Genomic DNA, 23,659 nt, shown 5'->3' with positions numbered 1-23,659 from the left:
TCAAATTGGCGGGATCACGCTTGACCGGATCAGGCTGGCGCGTCATGTGACCCTCATGCTGATCTACAAGATATTCCGCGCCCCCGAATGGGCAGAGTTGCAGGCCAAGGGCGAAACCCCTGGCGCCCCCATCGACATCGCCGATGGCTATGTGCATTTCTCGACCGCCGCCCAGGCGACCGAGACGGCGGCAAAACATTTCGCGGACGAGGACGATCTGACGCTACTCGCCCTTGATGCCGAAACGCTGGGCGACGCCCTGCGCTGGGAACCCTCTCGTGGCGGCGCGCTCTTCCCGCATCTCTACCGACCCCTGCGCCTGACGGATGTGCTCTGGCACCGCCCCTTGCCGCGGATGGGCGGCACCCACCGCTTCCCCCCGGAGATGACATGAGCCTTCTGGAATCCCTCGGCCTCGCCGCCCTGCGCCGGATCGACCCCGAAACCGCCCATGGATTGGCGATCAAGGCTCTGACCTCGGGCCTCGTGCCCCTGCCCGGCCCCGTCACCTCGCCGCGCCTGAAAACCCGCATCGCAGGCATCGACCTGCCCAATCCCGTGGGCCTGGCCGCCGGTTTCGACAAGAATGCCGACGCGCTGGCGCAACTGCCCCGCGCGGGCTTCGGCTTCATCGAACTGGGCGCCACCACCCCCCGCGCGCAACCGGGCAACCCGCGCCCGCGCCTCTTCCGCCTGACCGAGGACCGCGCCGCGATCAACCGCTTCGGCTTCAACAATTTCGGGATGGAGGCGATGGAGAAACGCCTCGCCACCCGCCCCCGCAACGCGGTGATCGGCCTCAATCTGGGCGCCAACAAGGATAGCGCCGACCGGGCCGAGGATTTCGCCCGCGTGCTTGCCCATTGCGGGCGGCATCTCGATTTCGCCACCGTCAATGTCTCCTCGCCCAACACCGAAAAGCTGCGCGACCTGCAAGGGGCCGCGGCCCTCGCCGCACTCCTCGCCGGCGTGATGGAGGCGCGCAACTGGCTGCCCCGCCCCATCCCCGTCTTCCTGAAGATCGCGCCCGACCTTACTTTGTCGGAACTGTCGGAAATCGCCGATGTCGCACGGCAGGCAGGCATCGACGCCATCATCGCCACCAATACCACGCTCGACCGCGCGGGATTGCACAGCCCCCATGCCGCAGAAAAAGGCGGCCTCTCCGGCGCGCCGCTCTTCGAGAAATCCACCCGCGTGCTCGCGCAGCTCTCCAAACTCACCGACGGGCAGATCCCCCTGATCGGCGTGGGCGGCATCAGCAGCGCCGATCAGGCCTATGCCAAGATCCGCGCCGGGGCCTCCGCCGTGCAGCTCTATACCGCGCTGGTCTACCACGGCCTCTCGCTCGTGCCGCAGATCGCCCATGGCCTTGACGCGCTGCTGGCCCGCGACGGCTTCGCCTCGGTGGCCGAGGCTGTCGGCACAGGCCGCGCCGACTGGCTCTGACCCCAAAGCAAAAGGCCCGCGTCACATCCGACACGGGCCCCCTGCTTCATCTTGCCTCAAATACTCACACCCGGCTCGCCGCAATCACCGGCTCCTCGGGATCGGGCGCCATCTCGCGACGCGAGATCATGGCATAGAAGGCCGGCACCACGAACAGCGTGAACAGCGTGCCCACGGTGATGCCTGCAAAGATCACCAGCCCCATCGCGAACCGCGCCGCAGCCCCCGCGCCATCCGCCGTCATCAAGGGCACCACGCCCAGCGCGGTCGCGGCGGTCGTCATCAGAATGGGCCGCAAGCGCTGCTTGGCCGAGGCGACGATCCCCGCCTCGCGGCTCAATCCCTTCTCATGACGCAGCTGATTGGCGAACTCCACCAGCAGGATGCCGTGCTTGGTGATCAGACCGATCAGCGTGATCAGCCCCACCTGCGTATAGATGTTCAGCGTCCCCAGCCCAAGGTTCAGCGGCACGATCACGCCAAAGATCGACAAGGGCACCGACATCAGGATGATCAGCGGATCGCGGAAGCTTTCGAACTGCGCGGCCAGCACCAGATAGATCACCACGATGGCCAGCGCGAAGGCCACGACAATCGTGTTGCCTTCCGTCTTTTCCAGCCGCGACTGGCCCGCGTAATCCACAAAGAACCCGGCCGGCATCAGCGGCGCTGCCACCTCCTCGATCACCGCCAGACCGTCGCCGGTGGACACACCCGGAATGGGCAGTGCCGTGATCGTGGCCGAGTTAAGCTGATTGAACTGCTCGATCGTCGCCGGGGCCGCGCGGGTCTCGACATCGATCACCGCCGACAACGGCACCATCTCGCCCGTGGTGGCGCGCACGAACAGCTCGCCCAGCCGTTCGGGGTTGTCGCGATATTCCTGCGGCACCTGCAAAATCACATCGTAACTGTTGCTGTCCCGGTCGAATTGCGAAATCGGCCCCGCCCCCACCAGCAGGCCCAGCGTCGCCCCGATCTGCGCCGCAGGCAGGTTCAGCGCCGCCGCCCGGTCGCGGTCGATCCGCACCACCAGTTGCGTCGTGTCGAAATTCAGCGAATTCTGCACCACGATGAACCGGCCCGAGGCCTGCGCCTCGGTCTTGATCTGCTCGGCCACCTCATAGACCTGCGCGGGATCACCCGTGGATTGCACCACAAAGGAAATCGGCAGACCGCCCCCTGCCCCCGGCAGCGACGGCGGCGCAAAGACAAAGGCCTGCACCCCCGCAATCGGCGCCAGCCGCGCCTGCAGATCCGCCTGAATCTCGGCCTGAGACCGCTCCCGATCCGCCCAGTCGTCAAAGGCCCACAGCATGATCGCCGAATTCGTGGCCCCCCCGAACCCGGTGATCGAGAAATTGGCCGACAGTTCCGGCAGATCCTCGGTCCGGGTCCGCATCTGATCCACATAGGTCTGGGTATAATCCGACGTGGCATAGCTGGGTGCATTCACGAACGAAAACAGCGCCCCCGAATCCTCCTCCGGTGCCAGCTCGGACGAGGTTTTCATGAACAGATACCCCGTCACCCCCATCAGCACGACGACCATCAGCACCGTCACCGGCAGATAGTCCAGCGATGAGGCGACACGCCGCTCATACCAGCCTTCGAACCGGGTGAACCCCCGGTTCAACCGTTTCTGAAACCGGTTCTCGCCACCCTTCTTCAGCAGCCTTGCCGCCATCATGGGCGAAATGGTCAGCGCCACGATGCCCGAGATGAACACCGCCCCCGCCAGCGTGACGGCGAATTCCTGAAACAGCGCGCCGGTCAGACCGCCGGTAAAGAACAAGGGCAGAAACACCGCGATCAGCGTCAGCATCATCGCGATGATCGCCGTGGACAGCTCCCGCATCGAGGTGAAGGCCGCCTGCATCGGGCTTAACCCCTCGTCGATATGGCGCTGCACGTTCTCGACCACGATGATCGCGTCATCCACCACCAGACCGATGGCCAGCACCATGGCCAGCAGCGTCAGCAGGTTGATCGAATAGCCCATCAGGAACAGGATGAACATGACGCCGACCAGCGACAGCGGAATGGCCACCAGGGGCATCATCACCGACCGCATCGACCCCAGAAACAGCAGGATGATCACCGCCACGATCACCGTGGCCTCGATGATCGTGCGCAACACCTCGTTGATCGAGGCCGCGATCTGCTCGGTCGCGTCATACATCATGGTCAGGGTCATGCCCTCGGGCAGGCTGTCCTGAATGGCGGGCAGTTCGGCCAGCACATTGGCCGAAGTGTCCAGCGGGTTGGCGGATGGCGTGGGAAAGACACCGATAAAAGTGCCGGGCCGCCCGTTGAAATTCACGATCGTATCGGTGCTTTCCGCCGCCAGTTCGATCCGCGCCACGTCATGCAGCCGCACCACCTCGTCCCCGCTGCCCGAAATCGGCAACATGCCAAAGGCTTCGGGCGTCTGAAGTGTCGACTCCATCGTGATCGCATAGCTGACCATCTCGTTCTCGGTCCGCCCCGGTGCTGCCAGAAAATTGGCCCCGTTGATCGCCGCACTGACATCGGATGCCGTCAGACCCTGCCCCGCCAGCCGCACCGGATCGACCCAGACCCGCATGGCATAGCTCTGCCCGCCCAGAACCTGCGATTCCGCCACCCCTTCGATGGTGGACATGCGCGGCACGATCACCCGCTCGATATATTCGGTGATCTGCTCGGGCGTCATCGAGGGGTTCTGCACGCCCAGATACATGGTCGCAAAAGTCTGCCCCGTGCCCTTGACGATGCTGGGGTCCTCCGCATCCTGCGGCAGTTGCGAACGCACCTGCTGCACCTTGGACATGACTTCCGTCAGCGCCGTATCGGGGTTCTCGCCCAGCCGCATCTGCACCGTCACGACCGAGGCCGAGGGCCGCGACTGCGTGGTCACGTAATCCACGCCTTCAGCCGTCGCCACCGCCGCAGCGATGGGCGAGGTCACGAAACCCTGGATCAGTTCGGCCGAGGCACCGGGATAGACCGTGGTAACCGTCACCACGGTTTCATCCACTTCCGGATATTGCCGCGTCTGCAGGTTGACCATGCCCTGCAAACCCAGCAGCACGATCAAAAGCCCCAACACCGTCGAGGCGACAGGCCGCTTGATGAACAGCTCGGACAGACTCATTCGGACACCTCTTCCGCAGCGGCATCTGGGCCGTCAGCCGGGGCCGCGCCCTCTTCGGCCAGCGTCACCGGCGCGCCATTGGACAGACGGTTCTGCCCGGTTGTCACGATCCGGTCACCCGCAGCGATGCCCTCGCGGATCTCGATCATCCCGTCCGACCGCCGCCCCGGCGTCACAAAGACCTGCCGCACCTCCAGCATCTCGTCCTCGCCCTCACGCGGGCGCACGACATAGACGAAATCCCCGTAAAGGCTGCTGATCACCGCCGTCTGCGGCAGCGCGATCACACCATTCTCCACCGGCAGGTCCAGCCGCAGACGCACGAACTGCCCCGGCGTCAGCGCGCCGCCCGCCCCCTCGATTGTGCCGCGCACCGCCACCAGACGGCTCGACGGATCGACCCGCGGGTCGATCCCGCTGATCTGCCCTTCAAAGCTCTGCCCCGCCTCGTCACTGCGCAGATGCAGGGTCTGGCCGATGAACAGATCGGGCAGGTTCTGCTCGGGCAGGCTGAAATCCACCCGCATCGTGTCCAGATCCTGCAAGGTGGCGATGATCGTGCCGGGCTGCACATATTGCCCCAGATCGACCCGCAACAGACCGATGGTGCCCGCGAAAGGCGCCGTCACCTGCCGCTGCTCGACCACCGCCTCGGCCCGCGCGACCTGCGCTTCGGCCGCGCGGAACGCCGCCTGCGTCGCCTCCAGCGTGGCACTCGTGGCCACACCCCGGCTCTGCAATTCCTGCTGCCGCGTCAGATTGGCCTGCTCCAGTTCCAGTTGCGTGCGCGCCGCCTCCAGATCCGCCCGCTGCACCACATCATCCAGCCGGATCAGCAACTGCCCCGCCTCGACCTGCGTATTGGGTTCAAAACTCACCTCGCGCAGGATGCCCGGCGCCTCGACCGTCAGATCCACACCCTGATTGGCATTGACCGTGCCGATCCCGTTCAACGCAGGCTGCCATGTGACGGGCTGCGCCTCGACCGTTTCCACGGCCAGAGGCTGCACCGGCAGATTGGCGAAGATCTGCGTGATCATGCGGTCGCGGAACAGGTTGAACCCGATCAGCCCGCCTCCCACCAAGGCCAGAAGAACGGCGGCGATGACGATACGTTTGACCATGAGACAATCCCTGATTCGAAATCCGGCCCCAGATGCGACACGCGGGGGGCAATGCAAAAAAACCGAACTGAAACCGTGCGGCACACAAGGCTGCGACGATCTGCACCACACTGGCCCGGACACGTCGCTTGCTTTTCAAGGGCCGCAACTATACCGTCTGGTCGGTAAAGTCAACGAAGCCCAAACCCGGAGATCCGCCATCACCCAGCCCGTCGATCCTCCCGCCCCGCGCAGCGACACCCGCCGCCGTATTCTCGACGCGGCCCAGGACCTCGCGCATTGCGCCGGACCGGGAAACCTGTCGCTCGATGCGGTCGCGGCAAAGGCTGGCGTGTCCAAAGGCGGACTTCTCTACCATTTTCCCTCGAAGAACCGCCTGATGGAAGCACTGGTCGAGGATTATCTCCACCGCTTCGACGCCGCCCTCAGCGCCGAGGAAAGCACAAAGCGCCCAGATGCCGCCATCTGCGCCTATATCGCCCAATTCCTGACCGAACGGAAACATGACGCGCCGCCCGCCTCCGGCCTGTTGGCGGCCCTGGCCGAAGACCCTGACATGCTGGCCCCTGTCCGCCGTTTCGAGCGCGATTTCCTCACCCGCATCCGCGCCAATGCCTCCGACCCGCAGATGGCAACACTGGCCTTTCTGGCGATACAGGGCATCCGCGCCATGGAATTGCTGAACACCAAGGTGCTGGACAGTCGCGAAGAGGATGCCTTGATGACATGGCTCAAGGACCGGCTTGCCCCCTGACGCCCGCTGCTGTCATAGGTCTCCCAATTCCTCAGACCCGGCCCGCCCCGGCCTCCAGCGCCGGATAGCGCAGGCCCAGCGTCACTCCGCGCGCGATGAACGAGATCAGAAGCGCCAGCCATAGCCCGTGATTGCCCCACAGCGGCAACAGCACCAAGACCGCCGCCACATAGACCACGAAACTCACCGCCATCATGTTGCGCATGTCGCGCGTCCGCGTCGCCCCGATGAAGATCCCGTCCAGCATCCACGGCGCCAGCCCCAGCAGCGGCGCCGCCACCATCCATGGCAGGTAACTGCGCGCCGCAGCCCGCACATCCTCGGCGGTGGTCATCAGATCGACGATCATCCCGCCCGCCAGCGCAAAGGCCAGCGCCAGCAGCACCACGCTGCCCGCCCCCCAGCCCGAGGCCAGAACCGCACTCCGCCGCAGCCCCGCCCGGTTGCGCGCCCCCATGGCCTGCCCCACCAGCGCCTCGGCGGCAAAGGCGAACCCGTCCAGCGCATAGGCGGTGATATGCAGGAACTGCAAAAGAACCTGATTGGCCGCCAGCACCACATCCCCCTGTCCCGCCGCCAGAAACAGGAACGACAGGAAAATCGCCTGCAACAGCAGCGACCGGATCAGGATATCGGTATTGACCGCCATCATCCGCGCCAGCGCCTCGCGGTCGAAAACCCGCGCCCAGTCGCGCCAGGCGGGCACCCGGAACGCCGCACGGCAGAACCACAGCCCCAGCGCCAGCCCGCTCCACTCCGCCAGAAAGGTGGCCCAAGCCACACCCTCCACGCCCCAGCCCAGACCCAGCACGAACCACAGGTCCAGCAGGATGTTGACCCCGTTCATCCAGACCTGGATCACCAGAACCGCCCGCGTCCGCTCCAGCGCGATCAGCCAGCCGGTCACGCCATAAAGCGCGATCATCGCAGGCGCGCTGAACACGCGGATCTGCATATAGGCGCGGGCCATCTCCTCGACCTCGGCACTGGCCGGGGCCAGACGGAACGCCCCCCAGAACAGCGGCCATTGCAATGCGATCACGGCCAGCCCGGCCACCGCCCCGATCATCAGCACCCGCGTCAGCAGCGCCGCCACCTCGCCCCGATGCCCGGCGCCATGCGCCTGCGCGGCCAGCCCCGTGGTGCCCATCCGCAGAAAGCCGAAGATCCAGTAAAGCGCCGTCAGGATCACCGCGCCCAGACCCACCGCGCCAATCGGGGCCGCCTGCCCCATCTGCCCGACGACAGCCGTATCCACCGCGCCCAGAATGGGCACGGTCGCATTGGCCAGCACGATAGGCAGCGCCACCTTCAACACGCGGGCATGGGTGATCACAGGGGGCGCCACTTGCCCCGCCACGCTGTCAGCCATCCATCCGGGGCATCAGGAAATGGCCCGTCGCCTGCGCAAAGGCCCGCGCCCGGTTGTCCTGCCACGCCTCCACATGGACCGAGGCATAGCGCCGCCCCGAGCGGTTGACCTTCGCCCGCGCATAGGCATCGCGCGGCAGGCCCGTTCGCAGGTAATCCACCGTGAAATCAATCGTCTTGGGCAGGCGCGGCAGGTTTCCCGCCACCAGCGTCTGCGCGTCAATCCGCCCGCTCTCGATCTCTTCCCACAGGCTCGCCCAACTCAGGCCGATGATCGCCGTCACCTCCAGAAACGCCGCCGTGACACCCCCGTGCAGCGCAGGCAACAAAGGATTGCCGATCAGCTTGTCGTCAAAGGGCAGAACGGCCGTCAACTCATCGCCGCGCCGGTCGAACTCGATCCCCAGAAACTGGATGTAGGGCACCCCATGCACCAGCGCGCCCAAGGCCGCATCGCGGCGTTGCTTGATCACCTGCACGGGTTCGGGTCGCCCCCCGCGCGGCTTGACGAAAGATCCCTCGCTCATCAGCCTGCCTCCACCGTGAAGGTGCCCGTGGCGGTGGCCACCGGACGATCCGCATCGTCATCCATCGCCGTCGCCCGCACAAAGGCGACAGACCGCGTGACATGGTAACATTCCGCCCGCGTGCGGATCGCCTGCCCCGGCGTCGCCGCGCGCATATAGTCGATCCGCAACCCGATCGTCGCCGTGCCGCCCTTGGAGGCCGGATGACACACGACCGAGGCCCCGCAGCAGGTATCCAGCAGCGCCGACACCGCCCCGCCATGGATCACGCCGGTTTCGGGATCACCGATGAACCGCGCGTCATAGGGCATCGACATCTCGGCCACCCCCTCGCCCAGATGGTCGATGCGCATCGCCAACGCCCTTGCATGCGGAATCGCCTCGGTGAATTGCCGCGCCAGTTTTTCCTTGTCCATGCCGTCCGTTCCTTCCGTCTGCGCCGCACTATGTGCCGCATCCCGCGCCACGTGCAAGAGGACCCGTTGCCCTTGCCGCGCCTCTCGCTTAGCCTGACGTCAAGGGAGCCCGACGATGTCCGAACCACGCCTGACCTTCAAGGAGATGTGCGCAAAGTATGACGTGACCCCACGCACCTTGCGCTATTACGAGTATATCGAGTTGCTGCAACCCGAACGCGAAGGCCGCGCCCGTTTCTACGGCCCCCGCGAATGTGCCCGCATGACCCTGATCCTGCGTGGCCGCAAATTCGGCTATGCGCTGGAGGATATCCGTCAATGGTTGCTGATCTATGAAAAGGAAGGCACCCGCGCGCAGATGGAGGCATGGGTCAAGATGGCCGACCGCCAGCTTGTCGAACTGGCCGAACAGCGCGCCCAGCTGAACGAGGCGATGGACGAGTTGCGCCGCCTGCGCGACGACACGGCGGATGCGCTGACGAAGATGTAACCCACCCCCGGCCTGTTGCCTCCCCCCGCGTGACAGAAGCACCCCGCACGGAATCACGCCCGCCGCCCCATCACCGACCCGCCCAGCGGGGCGGCGACCCCACGGCTTTGTGTCAGTCACAGCGCAATTCCACAGCCACGGGCGCCCCTTCCCCCCTCATACGCCGCTCCTCGGACGCAAGGAAATTGCCCCGGCGCCCCCTTTACCTTGGCTGATCTTACGTCAACTTCAAAGTGACGTGACGTAGCGGTTACGTCAACTGCGAAACCTGTTGTAACCATGGCCTCAAATGCACAGCTTGCCGCCAGAAATCTTTTCCTGAGGGTATGTGATGACCGACAAGACCATGACGATCCGCGAGATGTGCGACGCCTTTGACGTGACCCCCCGCACCTTGCGGTTCTACGAAGCGAAAGAACTGATCTTCCCGATCCGCGAGGGGCAGAAGCGGCTGTTCACCCATTCCGACCGCGCCCGCCTCAAGCTGATCCTGCGCGGCAAGCGCTTCGGGTTCAGCCTCGAAGAAATCCGCCAGTTGCTCGATCTCTACCGGATCGGCGACCAGCAGCAGACACAGCTCGCCCGCACCTATGAGCTGGCGCAGAAGCGTCTGGATGACCTGATCCGCCAGCGCGACGAATTGAACGCCGCGATCGAGGATCTGCGCGAACAGATGAAGTGGGGCGAGAAGATGATCGCCTCGATCAACCACGCCACGCGCGCGGCAGAGTGATCCGCCCCGCCTGACCTGACCCCAAGACCGACCCAAGGGAGAAACCAATGCCCAGCTACACCGCCCCCGTGAAAGACCTGCAATTCGTCCTGCACGACCTGCTCAAGGTCTCCGCATCCGACATCCCCGGCTATGCCGAGCTGGAAGCCGATTTCACCGCCGCCGTGCTGGAGGAAGCGGGCAAGCTGACCTCCGAAGTGCTGGCCCCGCTCAATGCCGTCGGTGATGTCGAAGGCTGCAAGCTGGAAAACGGCGTCGTGCGCACCCCCACCGGCTTCAAGGCCGCTTTCGATCAGGTGCGCGAGGGTGGCTGGACCGGCCTCGACATGCCTGAACAATATGGCGGGCAGGGCATGCCCTATGTCATGGGCACGGCGGTGGGCGAGATGTTCTCGGCCGCCAATCAGGCCTTCACCATGTATCAGGGCCTGACCCATGGCGCGGCCTCCGCGATCCTCGCCCATGGCACGGATGCGCAGAAGGACATGTATCTGCCCAAGATGGTCTCCTGCGACTGGACCGGCACCATGAACCTGACCGAACCCCATTGCGGCACCGATCTGGGCATGATGCGGACAAAAGCCGTCCCGCAGGATGACGGCACCTACAAGATCAGCGGCCAGAAGATCTTCATCTCGGCCGGCGATCACGACATGGCCGACAACATCATCCATCTGGTGCTGGCGAAAATCCCCGGCGGCCCCGAAGGCATCAAGGGCGTGTCCCTCTTCATCGTTCCCAAAATACTCGTGAACGAGGACGGCAGCTTGGGCGCACGCAACGGCGTGTCCGTCGGCAAGATCGAAGAGAAGATGGGCATCCACGGCAACTCCACCTGCGTCATGAACTATGACGAGGCGACCGGGTATCTGCTGGGTGAAGAGCATAAAGGCATGCGCGCCATGTTCACCATGATGAACGAAGCCCGCATCGGCGTCGGCATGCAGGGCATGGCGCAGGCCGACGTGGCCTTCCAGAACGCGCTCGCCTATGCCAAGGACCGGCTTCAGGGCCGCGATGTGACCGGCGTCAAGAACCCCGACGGCCCCGCCGATCCGCTGATCGTGCACCCCGATATCCGCCGCTCGCTGATGGACCAGAAAAGCTTTGTCGAAGGCGCCCGCGCCTTCATGCTCTGGGGCGCGTCGCTGATCGACCGGTCGCACCGCAACAACGACGCCGCTGCCGACGGCCTGATCTCGCTGATGACACCCGTCATCAAGGGCTTCCTGACGGACGAAGGCTATGACATGACCGTCAAGGCCCAGCAGGTCTACGGCGGCCACGGCTATATCGAAGAATGGGGCATGTCCCAGTTCACCCGCGACGCCCGCATCGCCATGATCTATGAAGGCGCCAACGGCGTGCAGGCGCTCGATCTGGTGGGCCGCAAGCTTGCCACCGATGGCGGCAAGCACGCCATGGCCTTCTTCGAGATGGTCAAGACCTTCATCAAGGAGAATGAGGGGAATGAGGCGCTGAAGGCCGATTTCCTCGATCCGCTCAAGGCCGCGTCCAAGGACCTGCAAACCGCGATGATGTATTTCATGCAGAATGGCATGAAGAACCCCAACAACGCGCTCTCGGGCTCTTACGACTTCATGCACCTCTTCGGCCATGTCTGCCTTGGCCTGATGTGGGCGCAAATGGCGAAAGCCGCGCATGAGGCATTGCAGGCGGGCACGGAAGACGTCACCTTCTATCAGACGAAACTGGCCACCGGCCGCTACTACATGGCCCGCCGCCTGCCCGCGACCGCGCTGCATCTGGCGCGGATCAACACAGGCGCGGACACCGTGATGGCGCTGGAGGCTGCCAACTTCTGATGACCGGGCACGGGCGGGGCCATCCCCGCCCACCCATGCCGCCAAGGAGCCAACGATGCCCAAACGCTTCCGCCTGACCCGCCGCTTCCCCGTCGCCATGACGGAAGACGGCTATCGCAGGCTGAAGAAATTCGCGTCAGAGGCGGGGCTGGATGAGGGCGAGGCGCTGTCCTTCCTGTTTGAGAACTTCGACAGCGTCATCAACCAAGACACATTCGCGCACCGCCTGCGCCTGTTCAATTCCGAGCTGGACGCGCGCAAACGCTGACCAGCTGGGACCAAGACCACGACGAACCGGGGAGGAGACCCGCATGACATCCGCATGGATGACCGACGAGCACCAGATGCTGGCCGATATGACGGCCAAATTCATCAATGACGAATGGTCCCCCCATTTCGAACGCTGGCGCAATCAGGGCCAGATGGACCCCGCGATCTGGCAACAGGCGGGCGAGTTGGGCCTCTTGTGCCCGTCGATCCCCGAAGAATGGGGCGGCCATGGCGGCGATTTCGGCCATGAGGCCGCGATCCTGATCGAGGCCAGCCGCGCCAACCTCGCCAGCTGGGGCGTGGGCATCCATTCCGGTATCGTCGCCCATTACATCCTCGCCTATGGCACGGATGACCAGAAACGCCGCTGGCTGCCCAGACTGACCAGCGGCGAATTGGTGGGTGCCCTCGCCATGACCGAACCCTCCACCGGGTCCGACGTGCAGGCGATCAAGACCAAGGCGATCCGCGACGGCAACACCTACAAGCTGTCGGGCCAGAAAACCTTCATCACCAATGGCCAGCACGCCACGCTGATCATCGTCGCTGCCAAGACCGACCCCAGCCAGCGCGCCAAGGGCGTCTCGCTGATGGTGCTGGAAACCGAAGGGGCGGCCGGCTTCAAACGCGGCCGCAACCTCGACAAGATCGGCATGAAAGCCTCCGACACCTCGGAACTGTTCTTCGACAATGTCGCCATCCCGCCCGAAAACCTGCTGGGCGGCGAAGAAGGCCGCGGCTTCGCCCAACTGATGAGCCAGCTTCCGCAGGAACGGCTGATCATCGCCTGCGGCGCCATCGGTGCCATGGAGGGTGCCGTCGCCCGCACCATCCAGTATTGTCAGGAACGCGAGGCCTTCGGCGGCCCGCTTACCCAGTTCCAGAACACCCGCTTCAAACTGGCCGAATGCCTGACCCGCACCAAGGTGGCGCGCGCCTTCCTTGACGAATGCATGGCCGAACATCTGCGCGGCGAACTGTCCGTCGAAAAGGCGGCCATGGCGAAATACTGGATCACCGACACACAGAACCAGGTGCTTGATGACTGCCTGCAACTGCATGGCGGCTACGGCTTCATGCAGGAATATGCGGTGGCCGAAATGTGGACTGACGCCCGCGTGCAGCGCATCTATGGCGGCACCAACGAGATCATGAAGGAACTGATCGCGCGCAGCTTCATCGACCGGAAATCGGCGTGATCCCCTCCAAGGTCACGCAGTTTGAAAGGCCCGAAAGATGAGTATTTGCAGCAAGATGAAACCGCAGGTCCACCCCGTCCCGCCTCACCGCTTGGCTATCGGATATATCGGGACAGGGCTTCACCTTGCACGCCCATCGGCTCTCCAGCCTGTAACGCAAGAATGATCATGACCCAGAAACCCTAAAGCCAGGTTAAGCCGCGATGCCTCCGACTTCATCTTGCCAAAAATACTCAAAATCACAGCGCCAGCCATAGGCGCGCCTCAGGAAGGAACGACAATGACCATCAAACTTTATTGCTTCGGCGAAAGCGGCAATGCCTACAAGGCGGCGCTGACGCTGGAACTGTCCGGGCTGGAATGGGAGCCGGTCTTCGTTGATTTCTTCAACGGCGGCACCCGCACGCCGGAATTCCGCGCCATCAATTCGATGGGCGAAGTGCCCGTCATGGTGGATGGCGAGCTGACCCTGTCGCAATCGGGCGCGATACAGGATTACATCAGCACCAAGGGTGGCAAGCTGGGCGGGCGCAGCGCCAACGAGCGGCGCGAGATCATGCGCTGGGTGCTCTGGGACAATCACAAACTCTCAAGCCAGGCGGGCATGACCCGATTCCTGATGAACTTCCTGCCCGAAGACAAGCGCCCCGCCGAAGTGATCGCCTTCATGCAGGGCCGGCTCAAATCAGCCTACAAGGTGCTGAACGACGAGTTGGCGGACAAGGACTGGCTGGTCGGTGACCGGCTGACCATCGCCGATATCGCCTGCTGCGGCTATCTCTTCTACCCAGAACCCTTCGGGTTTGACCGCAAGGAATGGCCCCATATCGACGCATGGCTGACCCGGATCGAACAGACCCCCGGCTGGAAACACCCCTATGACCTGATGCCCGGCAGCCCCGCTGACCGCGCCTGACCCAAGATCGGCCCCAGAGGGGCCACGACAAGGAGACGACCATGACAGATGCCTATATCTATGACGCCATCCGCACCCCGCGCGGCAAGGGCCGCGCCGACGGATCGCTGCACGAAGTCACTTCGGCCCGCATCAGCGCGCAGGTGCTGAACGCGCTGAAAGAGCGTAATGGTTTCGAAGGCCACGCGGTCGAGGATGTGATCTGGGGCAATGTCACGCAGGTGATGGAACAGGGCGCCTGCCTCGCCCGCACCGCCGTCCTCGCCTCTGATCTTGACGAACGCATCCCCGGCCTTGCCATCAACCGCTTCTGCGCCTCCGGCATGGAAGCCGTGAACCTTGCCGCCAATCAGGTGCGCGGCGGCGCGGGCATGGCCTATATCGCGGGCGGGGTCGAGATGATGTCCCGCGTCCCCATGGGCAGCGACGGGGCCGCCATCGCCGTGGACCCCTCCATCGCCATGGACAGCTATTTCGTCCCCCAAGGCATCAGCGCCGATATCATCGCAACGGAATATGGCTTTTCCCGTGACGAGGCCGATGCCCTCGCCGTCGAATCCCAGCGCCGCGCCAAGGCCGCATGGGACGACAATCGCTTCGCGCGCTCCATCGTGCCGGTCGTCGATCAGAACGGCCTCACCATCCTTGGCCATGACGAATTCATGCGCCCCCAGACCGACATGCAAAGCCTCGGCGCGCTCAAGCCCAGCTTCAAGGACATGGGCGAGGTGATGCCCGGTTTCGACAAGGTGGCGCTGATGAAATACCCGCATCTGGAGCGGATCAACCACATCCACCATGCCGGCAATTCCAGCGGCATCGTGGACGGGGCCGCAGGCGTGCTGATCGGCAACAAGGAATTCGGCGAGAAATGGGGCATCAAGCCCCGCGCGCGGATCAAGGCGACCTGCAAGATCGGCACCGATCCGACGATCATGCTGACCGGCCCCGTGCCCGCCACGCAGAAGATCCTCGCCGACAGCGGCATGAGCATCAGCGACATCGACCTGTTCGAAGTCAACGAGGCCTTCGCCTCGGTCGTGCTGCGCTTCATGCAGGCCTTCGATGTCGACAGCAGCAAGGTCAACGTCAACGGCGGCTCCATCGCCATGGGCCACCCCTTGGGTGCGACAGGCGCCATGATCATCGGCACGCTGCTGGACGAGCTGGAGCGCACCGGCAAGGGCACCGGCCTTGCCACGCTCTGCATCGCCTCCGGCATGGGTGCCGCCACGATCATCGAGCGGGTCTGATGCAGATGACACCCCACCCCCTGCGCGCCGTGGCCGAACTGGCCGCGGACCGCAGCGATCTGCGTCTGGTGACCGAGAATGACGGCACATATGTCCGCATCGTCTGCGACAGCCCCGCGCTGATCTTCAAGCACAAGGCCGACCCGCGCGACAGCCTCGACCGCACCGATTTCAGCGGTCACAAGCGCATCGTGCTGGAGGAGGATGATTTCGCCAACGGCCCCGCCGCCACGCTGCAAACCATCCTCAGCTACCTGAAACATTACGAGGGTCGTGACCTGCACGCCCCCACCGCGAAACCCCGTTCGGGAGACAAGACATGACCGATTTCACCATGCAGAAAGATGCCGAAGGCATCGCCACCATCACCTGGGATTGTCCCGGCAAATCCATGAACGTGCTGAACACCGAGGCGCTGATCCATCTGGACAGCCTCATTGACGACGCGCTGGCCGATGCCGCCGTCAAAGGCATCGTGATCACTTCTGGCAAGAAAGACTTCGCCGGCGGCATGGACCTGAACGTGCTGGCCAAGATGCGCGACGACGCAGGCGACGAGCCCGCGCGCGGCCTGTTCGAGGGTATCATGCAGATGCACGCCGCCCTGCGCAAAATCGAACGCGCGGGCATGGACCCCAAGACGCTGAAGGGCGGCAAACCCATCGCCGCCGCCCTGCCCGGCACCGCCGTGGGCATCGGCCTTGAACTGCCGCTGGCCACCCATCGCATCTTTGCCGCCAACAACCCCAAAGCCAAGATCGGCCTGCCCGAAATCATGGTCGGCATCTTCCCCGGCGCAGGCGGCACCACGCGTCTTGTGCGCAAGCTGGGGGCCATGGGGGCCTCGCCCTACCTGCTGGAAGGCAAGCTGCTGGACCCCGCCAAGGCGAAATCCGCGGGCATCATCGACGAGGTGGTCGATGATCCCGTCGCCGCCGCCCGCGCCTGGGTGCTGCAAGCCAAGGACGCCGATATCGTCAAGCCATGGGATGCCAAAGGCTACAAGATGCCCGGTGGCACGCCCTATAATCCGGCCGGTTTCCCCACCTTCGTGGGCGCGTCCGCCATGGTGAACGGCAAGACCCAAGGCGCCTTCCCCGCTGCCAAGGCGCTGCTCTCGGCCGTCTATGAGGGCGCGCTGGTCCCCTTCGACACCGCGCTCAAGATCGAGGCGCGCTGGTTCGTCAACGTGCTGATGAACCCCTCCTCCGCCGCGATGATCCGCTCGCTCTTCCTGAACAAGGAAGCGCTGGAAAAAGGGGCCGTGCGCCCGCAGGACGTGCCGGATCAGCGCGTCAGGAAACTGGGCGTGCTGGGCGCGGGCATGATGGGCGCGGGCATCGCGCTGGTCAGCGCCCAAGCCGGGATCGAGGTTGTGCTGATCGACGCCACCCAGGAAAGCGCCGACAAGGGCAAAGCCTATACCGAGTCCTATCTCGACAGCGGCATCAAGCGCGGCAAGGTCACCGCCGACAAGAAAGCCGCGATGCTGGACCTGATCACCGCCACCACCGATTATGACGCGCTGAAAGGCTGCGATCTGATCATCGAGGCCGTGTTCGAGGACATGAAGGTGAAAGCCGAAGTTACGAAAAAGGCCGAAGCCGTGATCCCCGCAGATTGCATCTATGCGTCGAACACTTCGACCCTGCCGATCTCGGAACTGGCCAAAGCCTCCGCGCGCCCCGGCCAATTCATCGGTATCCACTTCTTCTCGCCGGTCGAGAAAATGCTGCTGGTGGAAATCATCAAGGGCGAGGCCACAGGTGACGTGGCCGTGGCCAAGGCGCTGGATTATGTCCGCCAGATCCGCAAAACGCCCATCGTGGTCAATGACGCGCGCTTCTTCTATGCCAACCGCTGCATCATTCCCTACATCAACGAAGGGATGCGGATGGTGAAGGAAGGCGTTGCGCCCGCATTGATCGACAATGCCGCGCGGATGCTGGGCTTCCCCGTCGGTCCGCTGCAACTGGTGGACGAGACCTCGATTGATCTGGGCGCGAAAATCGCCCGCGCCACCAAGGCGGCGATGGGCAATGCCTATCCCGATGGCGAAGTCGATGAGATCATCTTCTGGATGGAAGGTCAGGGCCGCATGGGCCGCAAGGCCAAGGCAGGCTTCTTCACCTATGACGAGGCGGGCAAGCGTCAGGGCTACTGGCCGGGTCTTGCCGATCAATACCCGCGTCTGGACGAACAGCCCAGCCTGACCGAAGTGCAGCACCGCCTGATGTTCGCCCAAGTGCTGGAAGCCGTCCGCGCGCTGGAAGAAGGCGTTCTGGAGGACATCCGCGAAGGTGACGTCGGCGCCATCCTCGGCTGGGGCTTCGCCCCGTGGTCCGGTGGCCCCTTCAGCTGGCTCGACATCATCGGCACACCCTATGCGGCCGAACGTTGCGATCAGTTGCAAGCCGCTTACGGCGACCGCTTCGCCTGCCCGCCCCTGCTGCGCGAGATGGCCGACAAGACCCAAAGCTTCTATGGCCGCTTCGGCAAGGACAAAAAGGCCGCCTGATCCGCGCGAGCCCTTCTGAAAATACAAACGGCGCGGTCAGTAATGATCCGCGCCGTTTGCACTTGGGGGTCGTGCTGCCCGGCCATATTATTTCCAAATCGGAAACAGTAAACAGAAAATGTCATGTATCCCTAGGAATAGGCAACAATCAGCCAAACCACCCGCAGCGCTTCAGAACACATACCCGAACCGGGCAATATCCTCGGCGCACAGATCGGCCAACACTTCCGCATCCGCATCGCTGAAATACCCACGGTAATCCGCGTCGCGGTCCGATGTGTTGACCCGGTCCAATGTCAGCCGGAACCCCAGATGCGCCCAAAGTGGGGCAGCATCCTCCTCAAAATTTTCCAGCCGTATAAAGGCTTTGCAGCGCTCGACCCCGGTCGCGTCCCGCATGTAGCGGCCATAGGGCCATGCCGTGATACTGGCCCGCGTCTGCGGATGGCTCAGGAATTCCGAAAACGTCAGAGCCTTGGACAAACCCACGGCCGGATGATCGAACCGCTGCCCGCGCAGCCAATGGAAATAGCTGACCATCCGGTCCCAGGGATTGCGCACCAGCGTGAAACAGAAGCTCTCGGCAATCTGATCATGGCTGACCAGCCCGTCGATATCGGCCAGCGTCGCATGTTTCCACAACCGCCCCCGCGCCTGCAAGCCCTTCACCCGGTGTCTGCGCCGCTGCGCCTTGGGGGTATCGCCCAACAGGATATCGTCAGGCCGCGCCCGCCCCTCCAGCGCCAGCGCCAGCGCCGTCCCCCCGGTCTTGGGGATATGGACAAAGATATAGCGGCGACTGGCGGAAATGATCATCCCGCCACGCTACCCCATCGGCGCGAAGGCGCAAGCCGCGTCAACTCGGGATGATCTCGCGCCGCTGCGCCTCACCGGACCGCAGCGCGATGATGATCCCCGCCGCTGCGATCAAGGCGATCCCCACCGCCTGCCACAGCCCCACGGGCTGCCCGAACAGATACCACGCGAAGAACGGCCCGAAGATCATCACCGAGTATTCAAACACCGACACGAACCCCGCCTCACCCAGCTGATACGCCTTGATGATGCACCACACCCCCGCCAGCGAGCCGATCCCCTGCAACCAGATCAGCGGCCAGACCTCGACAATCGGCCAGACCCAGCGCTGGCTCAGAAACCCTGTCTCAGGGATGTCGAACAGCACCAACCCCACCGCCGCCAGCGCGGAAAACCCGCCCTGAAACATCATGACGCCGACCAGCAGACTCATCGTGCTTTCGCCCTCGCACCATTCCCGCGTGGCGATGATCGCGATGGCATAGAAAAACCCGCCCAGAACCGGCAGCAGCGTCCAGACCGAAAACGCCCCCGTATCCGGCTGCAACACCAGAAGGATACCCAGAAACCCAAGGCACACCGCCAGCACCCGCCACGGCCCGATGCTCTGGCCCATCAGCCCCCATGTGATCAGCAGGATGAAGATGGGCGAGGTGAACAGCCCCGCCAAAGCCTGCGCCAAGGGCATGAACCCCAGCCCCGCGAAATAGCACAGCATCGCGATCGCCGCCAAAGCCGACCGCCCGCCGACCCTGATCCAGGACCGCGGCCACACCGTCCCCAAGCCGACCCACGCCATCGCCAAAGCCATCGGCAACATCATCGCCGTGCGCAGCACAAAGAACTGCCACAGCCCGATCTCCTCGGAAATCGCGGCCACGTAATTGTCGATGAAGCCGATGATCAGCATCGCCACCAGCATCACACCGGCAGCGGCCAGCGGTTTGTTCGGTCGTTCCAGTGTCATGCCTCTTCCCTTGGGCCAAGTTCAGGTCATACTCTGTCCCCGAAGCGACATGACACGCCGCAAAAAAGGGAGAGGGAAACCAATGGGCTGGATGGCAGATGAAACGGGTCTCGGCAAGACGGCGGCGAATTATACGCCCCTCACCCCGCTCTCCTTCCTCAAACGCGCGGCACGCGTCTTTCCTGACCACCCGGCGGTGATCTACGGGTCCCACCGCAAGACCTATGCCCAATACCACGCCCGCGTCACCCGCCTCGCCTCGGCGCTGACCAAACTGGGCATCCAGCCGGGTGATGTCGTCGCTACCCTCATCCCCAACCTGCCCGCGCAGGCCGAGGCGCATTTCGCCGTCCCCGCCTGTGGCGCGATCCTGAACACGATCAACACCCGCCTCGAACCCGACACCGTCGCCTATATCCTCGACCATGGCGGCGCGAAGGTCCTGCTTGTCGATCCGCAATTCCTGCCCATGGCAGCCGAAGCGATGGAGCGGATGGAGGGCCCCGCCCCCACGGTGATCGAGGTCGCGGACACCCACGCCGGCGTCCATGCCCATGGCCACTACATGGAATACGAAGACCTGCTCGCCACGGGTGATCCCGATTTCCCATGGATCATGCCGCAGGACGAATGGGAATCCATCGCCCTCAACTACACCTCCGGCACCACGGGGCGGCCGAAAGGCGTCGTCTACCACCATCGGGGCGCCTATCTGAACGCCATGGGACAGGTGATCAGCTGGCGCATGACGCTCCACCCGCGCTACCTCACCATCGTGCCGCTCTTCCATTGCAACGGCTGGTGCCACACATGGATGATGCCCGTCCTCGGCGGCACCCTCATCTGCTGCCGCGACATCACCGCCCCCGCCATCTTCAACGCCATCGCCGATGAGGGGGTCACCCATTTCGGCGGCGCGCCCATCGTGCTCAACACCCTCGTGAACGCGCCCGCCGCCCAACGCCGCGACTTCTCCCAAACGGTTGAGGTCTTTACCGCAGGCGCCCCCGTCGCCCCCGCGACGCTGGCCAAGATCGAACCGATGGGCTTCAACGTCACGCAGGTCTATGGGCTGACCGAGACCTACGGGCCGGGCACCGAATGCACATGGAACGCCGCATGGGACGAGCTGCAAGGCGACGACCGCGCCGCCGTCAAGGCCCGCCAGGGCGTCGCCATGCCGTTTCTGGAGGATGTGACCGTCATGACAGACGACATGCACCAGATCCCGATGGACGGTGTGACACAGGGCGAAATCATGTTCCGCGGCAATGGCGTGATGAAAGGCTACCTCAAAAACCCGAAAGCCACCGAGGAGGCGTTTCGCGGCGGCTGGTTCCACTCCGGCGACATCGCCGTGCAACACCCCAACGGCTATATGCAGATCAGCGACCGCGCCAAGGACATCATCATCTCGGGCGGCGAGAACATCTCCTCGGTCGAGGTCGAAGGCGTGCTGATGGCCCATCCCGACGTGCTCTTGTGCGCCGTGGTCGCCAAACCGGATGAGAAATGGGGCGAAGTGCCTTGTGCCTTTGTGGAACTGAAAGAGGGTGTCACCGGAGACGAAGCCGCCCTCATCGCCTTCGCCCGCGAAAAACTCGCAGGCTTCAAGACGCCGAAAAAGGTCGTGTTTCAGGAATTGCCCAAAACCTCGACAGGCAAGATCCAGAAATTCGAACTGCGTGCGATAGCCAAGAGGTTGTGAGGGGATAGCCCCTCACACCTCACCCCAAGCCGCGCACTCGCCGACACGCGGGGTGGCGATCCAACATCCGTTCGGGTCACTTTATGGTTGCCCAGTCATCGAACCTCAGTTCGTGCCGCACCCTCGCAAAATCGCCGCCCCGGGGGGCGTGTCGGCGATCGCGCGGCGGTGCTGCGCACCTTGATTCCGCGCGGGGGGTAGGATGCTATAATAGAGAATTTCGCTTAAAGAACGGAAGATATGCTATTTGTCAAAGACGTGCATATGACCCCGTTGTCTCGCTGCGGCTTTCCAATGTTTCTTTCGAATACCCACAGGTTCCAAATGTGCGTATTTTCCTAACGAGAACTTAGGCCAATCCAACGCTAGACCCAAGCGGACCATTTCCGCGCTCAAGTCCCGGCCATCAGGAAGATAGCAGGTTGCCACCAGCCGATCATAAGACATCATCGGCTCTATCTTTGCAGTTATGATCTGCCCTTTACAGAGCTTGACCAACTCCCATTTAGCCTTCTGACCCCAAGGATGATCAAGTTCCGGTGCATCAATGCCGGCCAAACGCAAACTCAAATCACCAATTCGTATTGTGTCGCCATCAACGACATAACAAATTCCTTCAACACTTGAGACCGAGGGAACAGCACTCTCGACCACAATCACTTCCGAGTGAACGTCAATTGTCGAGATAGTTTCAACGCCCTTGACGCTCCCGGAACGATGAGGTCGTTCGCGCCGAAAGGGTGGATCGTCGATGACATTAAGGCGCTTCTTCCGTTGCTTTGATTGGCCACGAAACAAAGCTCTTAAAATGATCCTCAGCATTGAAAACCCTTTCACAAACAAACTTTGTGGAAAGCTTTAAGATGTTGTCTCGGAAATCAAACAATTTTTGAGATCGATGAAGTTTTTTGCTTGGACGGTTCGAGCCAGTCATAGGTTCGTATTCGCTCTCAAGAGTATGTCTCTTGAACATCCCCCCAACCGTTAAAATTCCCCTAACACGCCCCCGTAACCCCTTGATTCCAAAGATCCAGAAAAATGTCCCACGGTGGGACAGCCCCACCCGGCCCGGCTTGCGGCCCCGGCAAGCCTGCCCCCTACCACCCCGCCGCACCTCATGCTAAACTTGGGAAAACAGAGGCAGGGCAGCCCCATCCATGACCGCATTGCAGGAGTATCAACGGCTCGAGGCCTCCGCCCTCTGGCGCCCCTCCCCCGAGGAGCAGCGGCGCGAGGTCATCGTCTCGATCGGCGAGGCGACGCTGGTGATCGCGGACCTGACCGACCGCCCCCTAACCCATTGGTCGCTGGCCGCCATCGCGCGGGCCAACCCCGGCGAAAGCCCCGCCCTCTATCACCCCGAAGGTGATCCGTCCGAGACCCTCGAACTCCCCGAGGATGAGGCGGCCATGATCGCCGCCATCGAAAAGCTGCGCACCGCCGTCGAACGCCGCCGCCCCCGCCCCGGCCGGGTGCGCGGGTTCGGGTTGCTCGCCTCGGTCGCGGTGGTCGCGGCCATCGCCCTGTTCTGGCTGCCCGGCGCGATGCGGAACCATACCCTCACCCTCGTGCCGGATTCCAAGCGCGAAGATCTGGGCCGCTCCCTGATGACCCATCTGGAGCGTGTGACGGGCCTGCCTTGCGTCGCCCCCGAGGGGTTGCAGGTCTTGCAAAAGCTATCCGCCCGCCTGCCCGACGCCTCGGGCCAGCGCAACGCCCTGATCGTGATCCGCAGCGGCGTGCGCGACACCGTCCGCCTGCCCGGCCGCATCCTGCTGATCGGGCGCAGGCTGGTCGAGGATTACGACGAGCCTGACGTGATGGCCGGCTATATCATCGCCGAGCAGGCCCGCGCCGAGGCCAGCGATCCGCTGGGGCGCCTGCTGGACTGGGGCGGGATCATGGCCAGCTTCCGGATGCTGACCACCGGCACCCTGCCCGACGACACCCTGCGCGCCTATGCCGAGACGCTGCTAACCGCCCCGCCCCTGCCGGTGTCGGATCAGGCATTGAAGGACGGCTTCGCCCGCCTGTCCGTCCGCGCCACGCCCTATGCCTATGCCAAGGATGCGACAGGCGAGAAGACGATTGCGCTGATCGAGGCCGATCCCTTTGCCAGCGCCCCGCCGCAGCCGCTGCTGTCCGACGGGGACTGGCTGCGGCTGCAATCCATCTGCGGCGTGTAG

The 23,659-nt window shown here is 63.7% G+C and carries 22 protein-coding genes; 14 read left to right on the top strand and 8 right to left on the bottom strand.

What is annotated here, in order from left to right:
- The first annotated feature begins 55 nt into the window (after positions 1 to 55).
- Together PVW27_RS08990 and PVW27_RS08985 are read left to right on the top strand one after the other, a co-directional pair.
- On the top strand, positions 56 to 394 hold the full coding sequence (locus tag PVW27_RS08990) for a DUF952 domain-containing protein (RefSeq protein WP_274557034.1): 339 nt from the start codon (positions 56 to 58) through the stop codon (positions 392 to 394).
- Positions 391 to 1,449: a quinone-dependent dihydroorotate dehydrogenase gene (locus PVW27_RS08985; protein WP_274557000.1), complete on the top strand. Its 1,059-nt coding sequence runs from the start codon at positions 391 to 393 to the stop codon at positions 1,447 to 1,449. The genes PVW27_RS08990 and PVW27_RS08985 overlap by 4 nt, the downstream gene beginning before the upstream one ends.
- Before the next feature lie 64 nt (positions 1,450 to 1,513).
- Here the strand turns inward: PVW27_RS08985 and PVW27_RS08980 are convergent, their stop codons facing one another.
- Together PVW27_RS08980 and PVW27_RS08975 are read right to left on the bottom strand one after the other, a co-directional pair.
- Positions 1,514 to 4,585 (bottom strand): efflux RND transporter permease subunit, encoded by a 3,072-nt coding sequence (locus PVW27_RS08980; RefSeq protein WP_274556998.1) that lies wholly within the window; start codon positions 4,583 to 4,585, stop codon positions 1,514 to 1,516.
- Entirely contained in the window at positions 4,582 to 5,709 is a 1,128-nt protein-coding gene (locus PVW27_RS08975) for an efflux RND transporter periplasmic adaptor subunit (RefSeq protein ID WP_274556997.1), read from the bottom strand. Before PVW27_RS08975 ends, PVW27_RS08980 begins: the two co-directional genes overlap by 4 nt.
- On the opposite strand from PVW27_RS08975, the gene PVW27_RS08970 reads away from it, so the two are divergent.
- Entirely contained in the window at positions 5,708 to 6,463 is a 756-nt protein-coding gene (locus PVW27_RS08970; protein WP_274556995.1) for a TetR/AcrR family transcriptional regulator, read from the top strand. The genes PVW27_RS08975 and PVW27_RS08970 overlap by 2 nt on opposite strands.
- A gap of 31 nt (positions 6,464 to 6,494) precedes the next feature.
- On the opposite strand, the gene PVW27_RS08965 is transcribed toward PVW27_RS08970, so the two are convergent.
- From PVW27_RS08965 to PVW27_RS08955, 3 genes are read right to left on the bottom strand one after another with little or no spacing between them, the layout of a single operon-like run.
- Complete coding sequence (locus PVW27_RS08965; protein WP_274556994.1) at positions 6,495 to 7,835, bottom strand: MATE family efflux transporter; 1,341 nt, start codon at positions 7,833 to 7,835, stop codon at positions 6,495 to 6,497.
- Complete coding sequence (locus PVW27_RS08960) at positions 7,828 to 8,361, bottom strand: PaaI family thioesterase (protein WP_274556992.1); 534 nt, start codon at positions 8,359 to 8,361, stop codon at positions 7,828 to 7,830. The genes PVW27_RS08965 and PVW27_RS08960 overlap by 8 nt, the downstream gene beginning before the upstream one ends.
- On the bottom strand, positions 8,361 to 8,777 hold the full coding sequence (locus PVW27_RS08955) for a PaaI family thioesterase (protein WP_274556990.1): 417 nt from the start codon (positions 8,775 to 8,777) through the stop codon (positions 8,361 to 8,363). Before PVW27_RS08955 ends, PVW27_RS08960 begins: the two co-directional genes overlap by 1 nt.
- A gap of 115 nt (positions 8,778 to 8,892) precedes the next feature.
- On the opposite strand from PVW27_RS08955, the gene PVW27_RS08950 reads away from it, so the two are divergent.
- From PVW27_RS08950 to PVW27_RS08910, 9 genes are all read left to right on the top strand, one after another.
- Complete coding sequence (locus PVW27_RS08950; protein WP_274556989.1) at positions 8,893 to 9,267, top strand: MerR family transcriptional regulator; 375 nt, start codon at positions 8,893 to 8,895, stop codon at positions 9,265 to 9,267.
- Between the two features lie 331 nt (positions 9,268 to 9,598).
- The gene (locus tag PVW27_RS08945) at positions 9,599 to 10,000 is read left to right on the top strand and encodes a MerR family transcriptional regulator (RefSeq protein ID WP_274556987.1); all 402 of its coding nucleotides are present in this window, start codon (positions 9,599 to 9,601) and stop codon (positions 9,998 to 10,000) included.
- A 47-nt stretch (positions 10,001 to 10,047) separates the two neighbouring features.
- Positions 10,048 to 11,826 carry an acyl-CoA dehydrogenase C-terminal domain-containing protein gene (locus tag PVW27_RS08940; RefSeq protein ID WP_274556985.1) on the top strand — a complete coding sequence of 593 codons (1,779 nt, stop codon included), beginning with the start codon at positions 10,048 to 10,050 and terminating at the stop codon, positions 11,824 to 11,826.
- A gap of 55 nt (positions 11,827 to 11,881) precedes the next feature.
- Entirely contained in the window at positions 11,882 to 12,094 is a 213-nt protein-coding gene (locus PVW27_RS08935; protein WP_274556984.1) for a hypothetical protein, read from the top strand.
- Positions 12,095 to 12,137: 43 nt separating this feature from the next.
- A complete protein-coding gene (locus PVW27_RS08930; RefSeq protein ID WP_274556982.1) occupies positions 12,138 to 13,295 on the top strand; it encodes an acyl-CoA dehydrogenase family protein in 1,158 nt (385 codons plus the stop codon).
- Positions 13,296 to 13,575: 280 nt separating this feature from the next.
- A complete protein-coding gene (locus PVW27_RS08925) occupies positions 13,576 to 14,211 on the top strand; it encodes a glutathione S-transferase family protein (protein WP_274556980.1) in 636 nt (211 codons plus the stop codon).
- Between the two features lie 41 nt (positions 14,212 to 14,252).
- Positions 14,253 to 15,464: an acetyl-CoA C-acetyltransferase gene (locus PVW27_RS08920; protein WP_274556978.1), complete on the top strand. Its 1,212-nt coding sequence runs from the start codon at positions 14,253 to 14,255 to the stop codon at positions 15,462 to 15,464.
- 5 nt (positions 15,465 to 15,469) lie between these two features.
- Positions 15,470 to 15,787, top strand: coding sequence for an acetyl-CoA acetyltransferase (locus PVW27_RS08915; protein WP_274556976.1), 318 nt, complete (start codon positions 15,470 to 15,472; stop codon positions 15,785 to 15,787).
- Positions 15,784 to 17,982 (top strand): 3-hydroxyacyl-CoA dehydrogenase NAD-binding domain-containing protein, encoded by a 2,199-nt coding sequence (locus PVW27_RS08910; RefSeq protein ID WP_274556974.1) that lies wholly within the window; start codon positions 15,784 to 15,786, stop codon positions 17,980 to 17,982. The genes PVW27_RS08915 and PVW27_RS08910 overlap by 4 nt, the downstream gene beginning before the upstream one ends.
- 171 nt (positions 17,983 to 18,153) lie before the next feature.
- Here the strand turns inward: PVW27_RS08910 and PVW27_RS08905 are convergent, their stop codons facing one another.
- Together PVW27_RS08905 and PVW27_RS08900 are read right to left on the bottom strand one after the other, a co-directional pair.
- Positions 18,154 to 18,798 (bottom strand): sulfotransferase family 2 domain-containing protein, encoded by a 645-nt coding sequence (locus tag PVW27_RS08905; RefSeq protein WP_274556972.1) that lies wholly within the window; start codon positions 18,796 to 18,798, stop codon positions 18,154 to 18,156.
- Positions 18,799 to 18,838: 40 nt separating this feature from the next.
- Entirely contained in the window at positions 18,839 to 19,765 is a 927-nt protein-coding gene (locus PVW27_RS08900) for a DMT family transporter (RefSeq protein WP_274556971.1), read from the bottom strand.
- A gap of 82 nt (positions 19,766 to 19,847) precedes the next feature.
- Between PVW27_RS08900 and PVW27_RS08895 the strand changes: the two genes are divergently transcribed.
- Complete coding sequence (locus PVW27_RS08895) at positions 19,848 to 21,473, top strand: AMP-binding protein (protein WP_274556969.1); 1,626 nt, start codon at positions 19,848 to 19,850, stop codon at positions 21,471 to 21,473.
- A 243-nt stretch (positions 21,474 to 21,716) separates the two neighbouring features.
- On the opposite strand, the gene PVW27_RS08890 is transcribed toward PVW27_RS08895, so the two are convergent.
- On the bottom strand, positions 21,717 to 22,295 hold the full coding sequence (locus tag PVW27_RS08890) for a thermonuclease family protein (protein WP_274556967.1): 579 nt from the start codon (positions 22,293 to 22,295) through the stop codon (positions 21,717 to 21,719).
- 335 nt (positions 22,296 to 22,630) lie between these two features.
- Here PVW27_RS08890 and PVW27_RS08885 point away from each other — a divergent pair, with 335 nt between their 5' ends.
- Entirely contained in the window at positions 22,631 to 23,659 is a 1,029-nt protein-coding gene (locus PVW27_RS08885; RefSeq protein ID WP_274556966.1) for a hypothetical protein, read from the top strand.

Source organism: Seohaeicola sp. 4SK31, assembly GCF_028802875.1.
Taxonomy (GTDB): domain Bacteria; phylum Pseudomonadota; class Alphaproteobacteria; order Rhodobacterales; family Rhodobacteraceae; genus Seohaeicola.
This window is presented reverse-complemented; position numbering and strand designations above follow the sequence as displayed.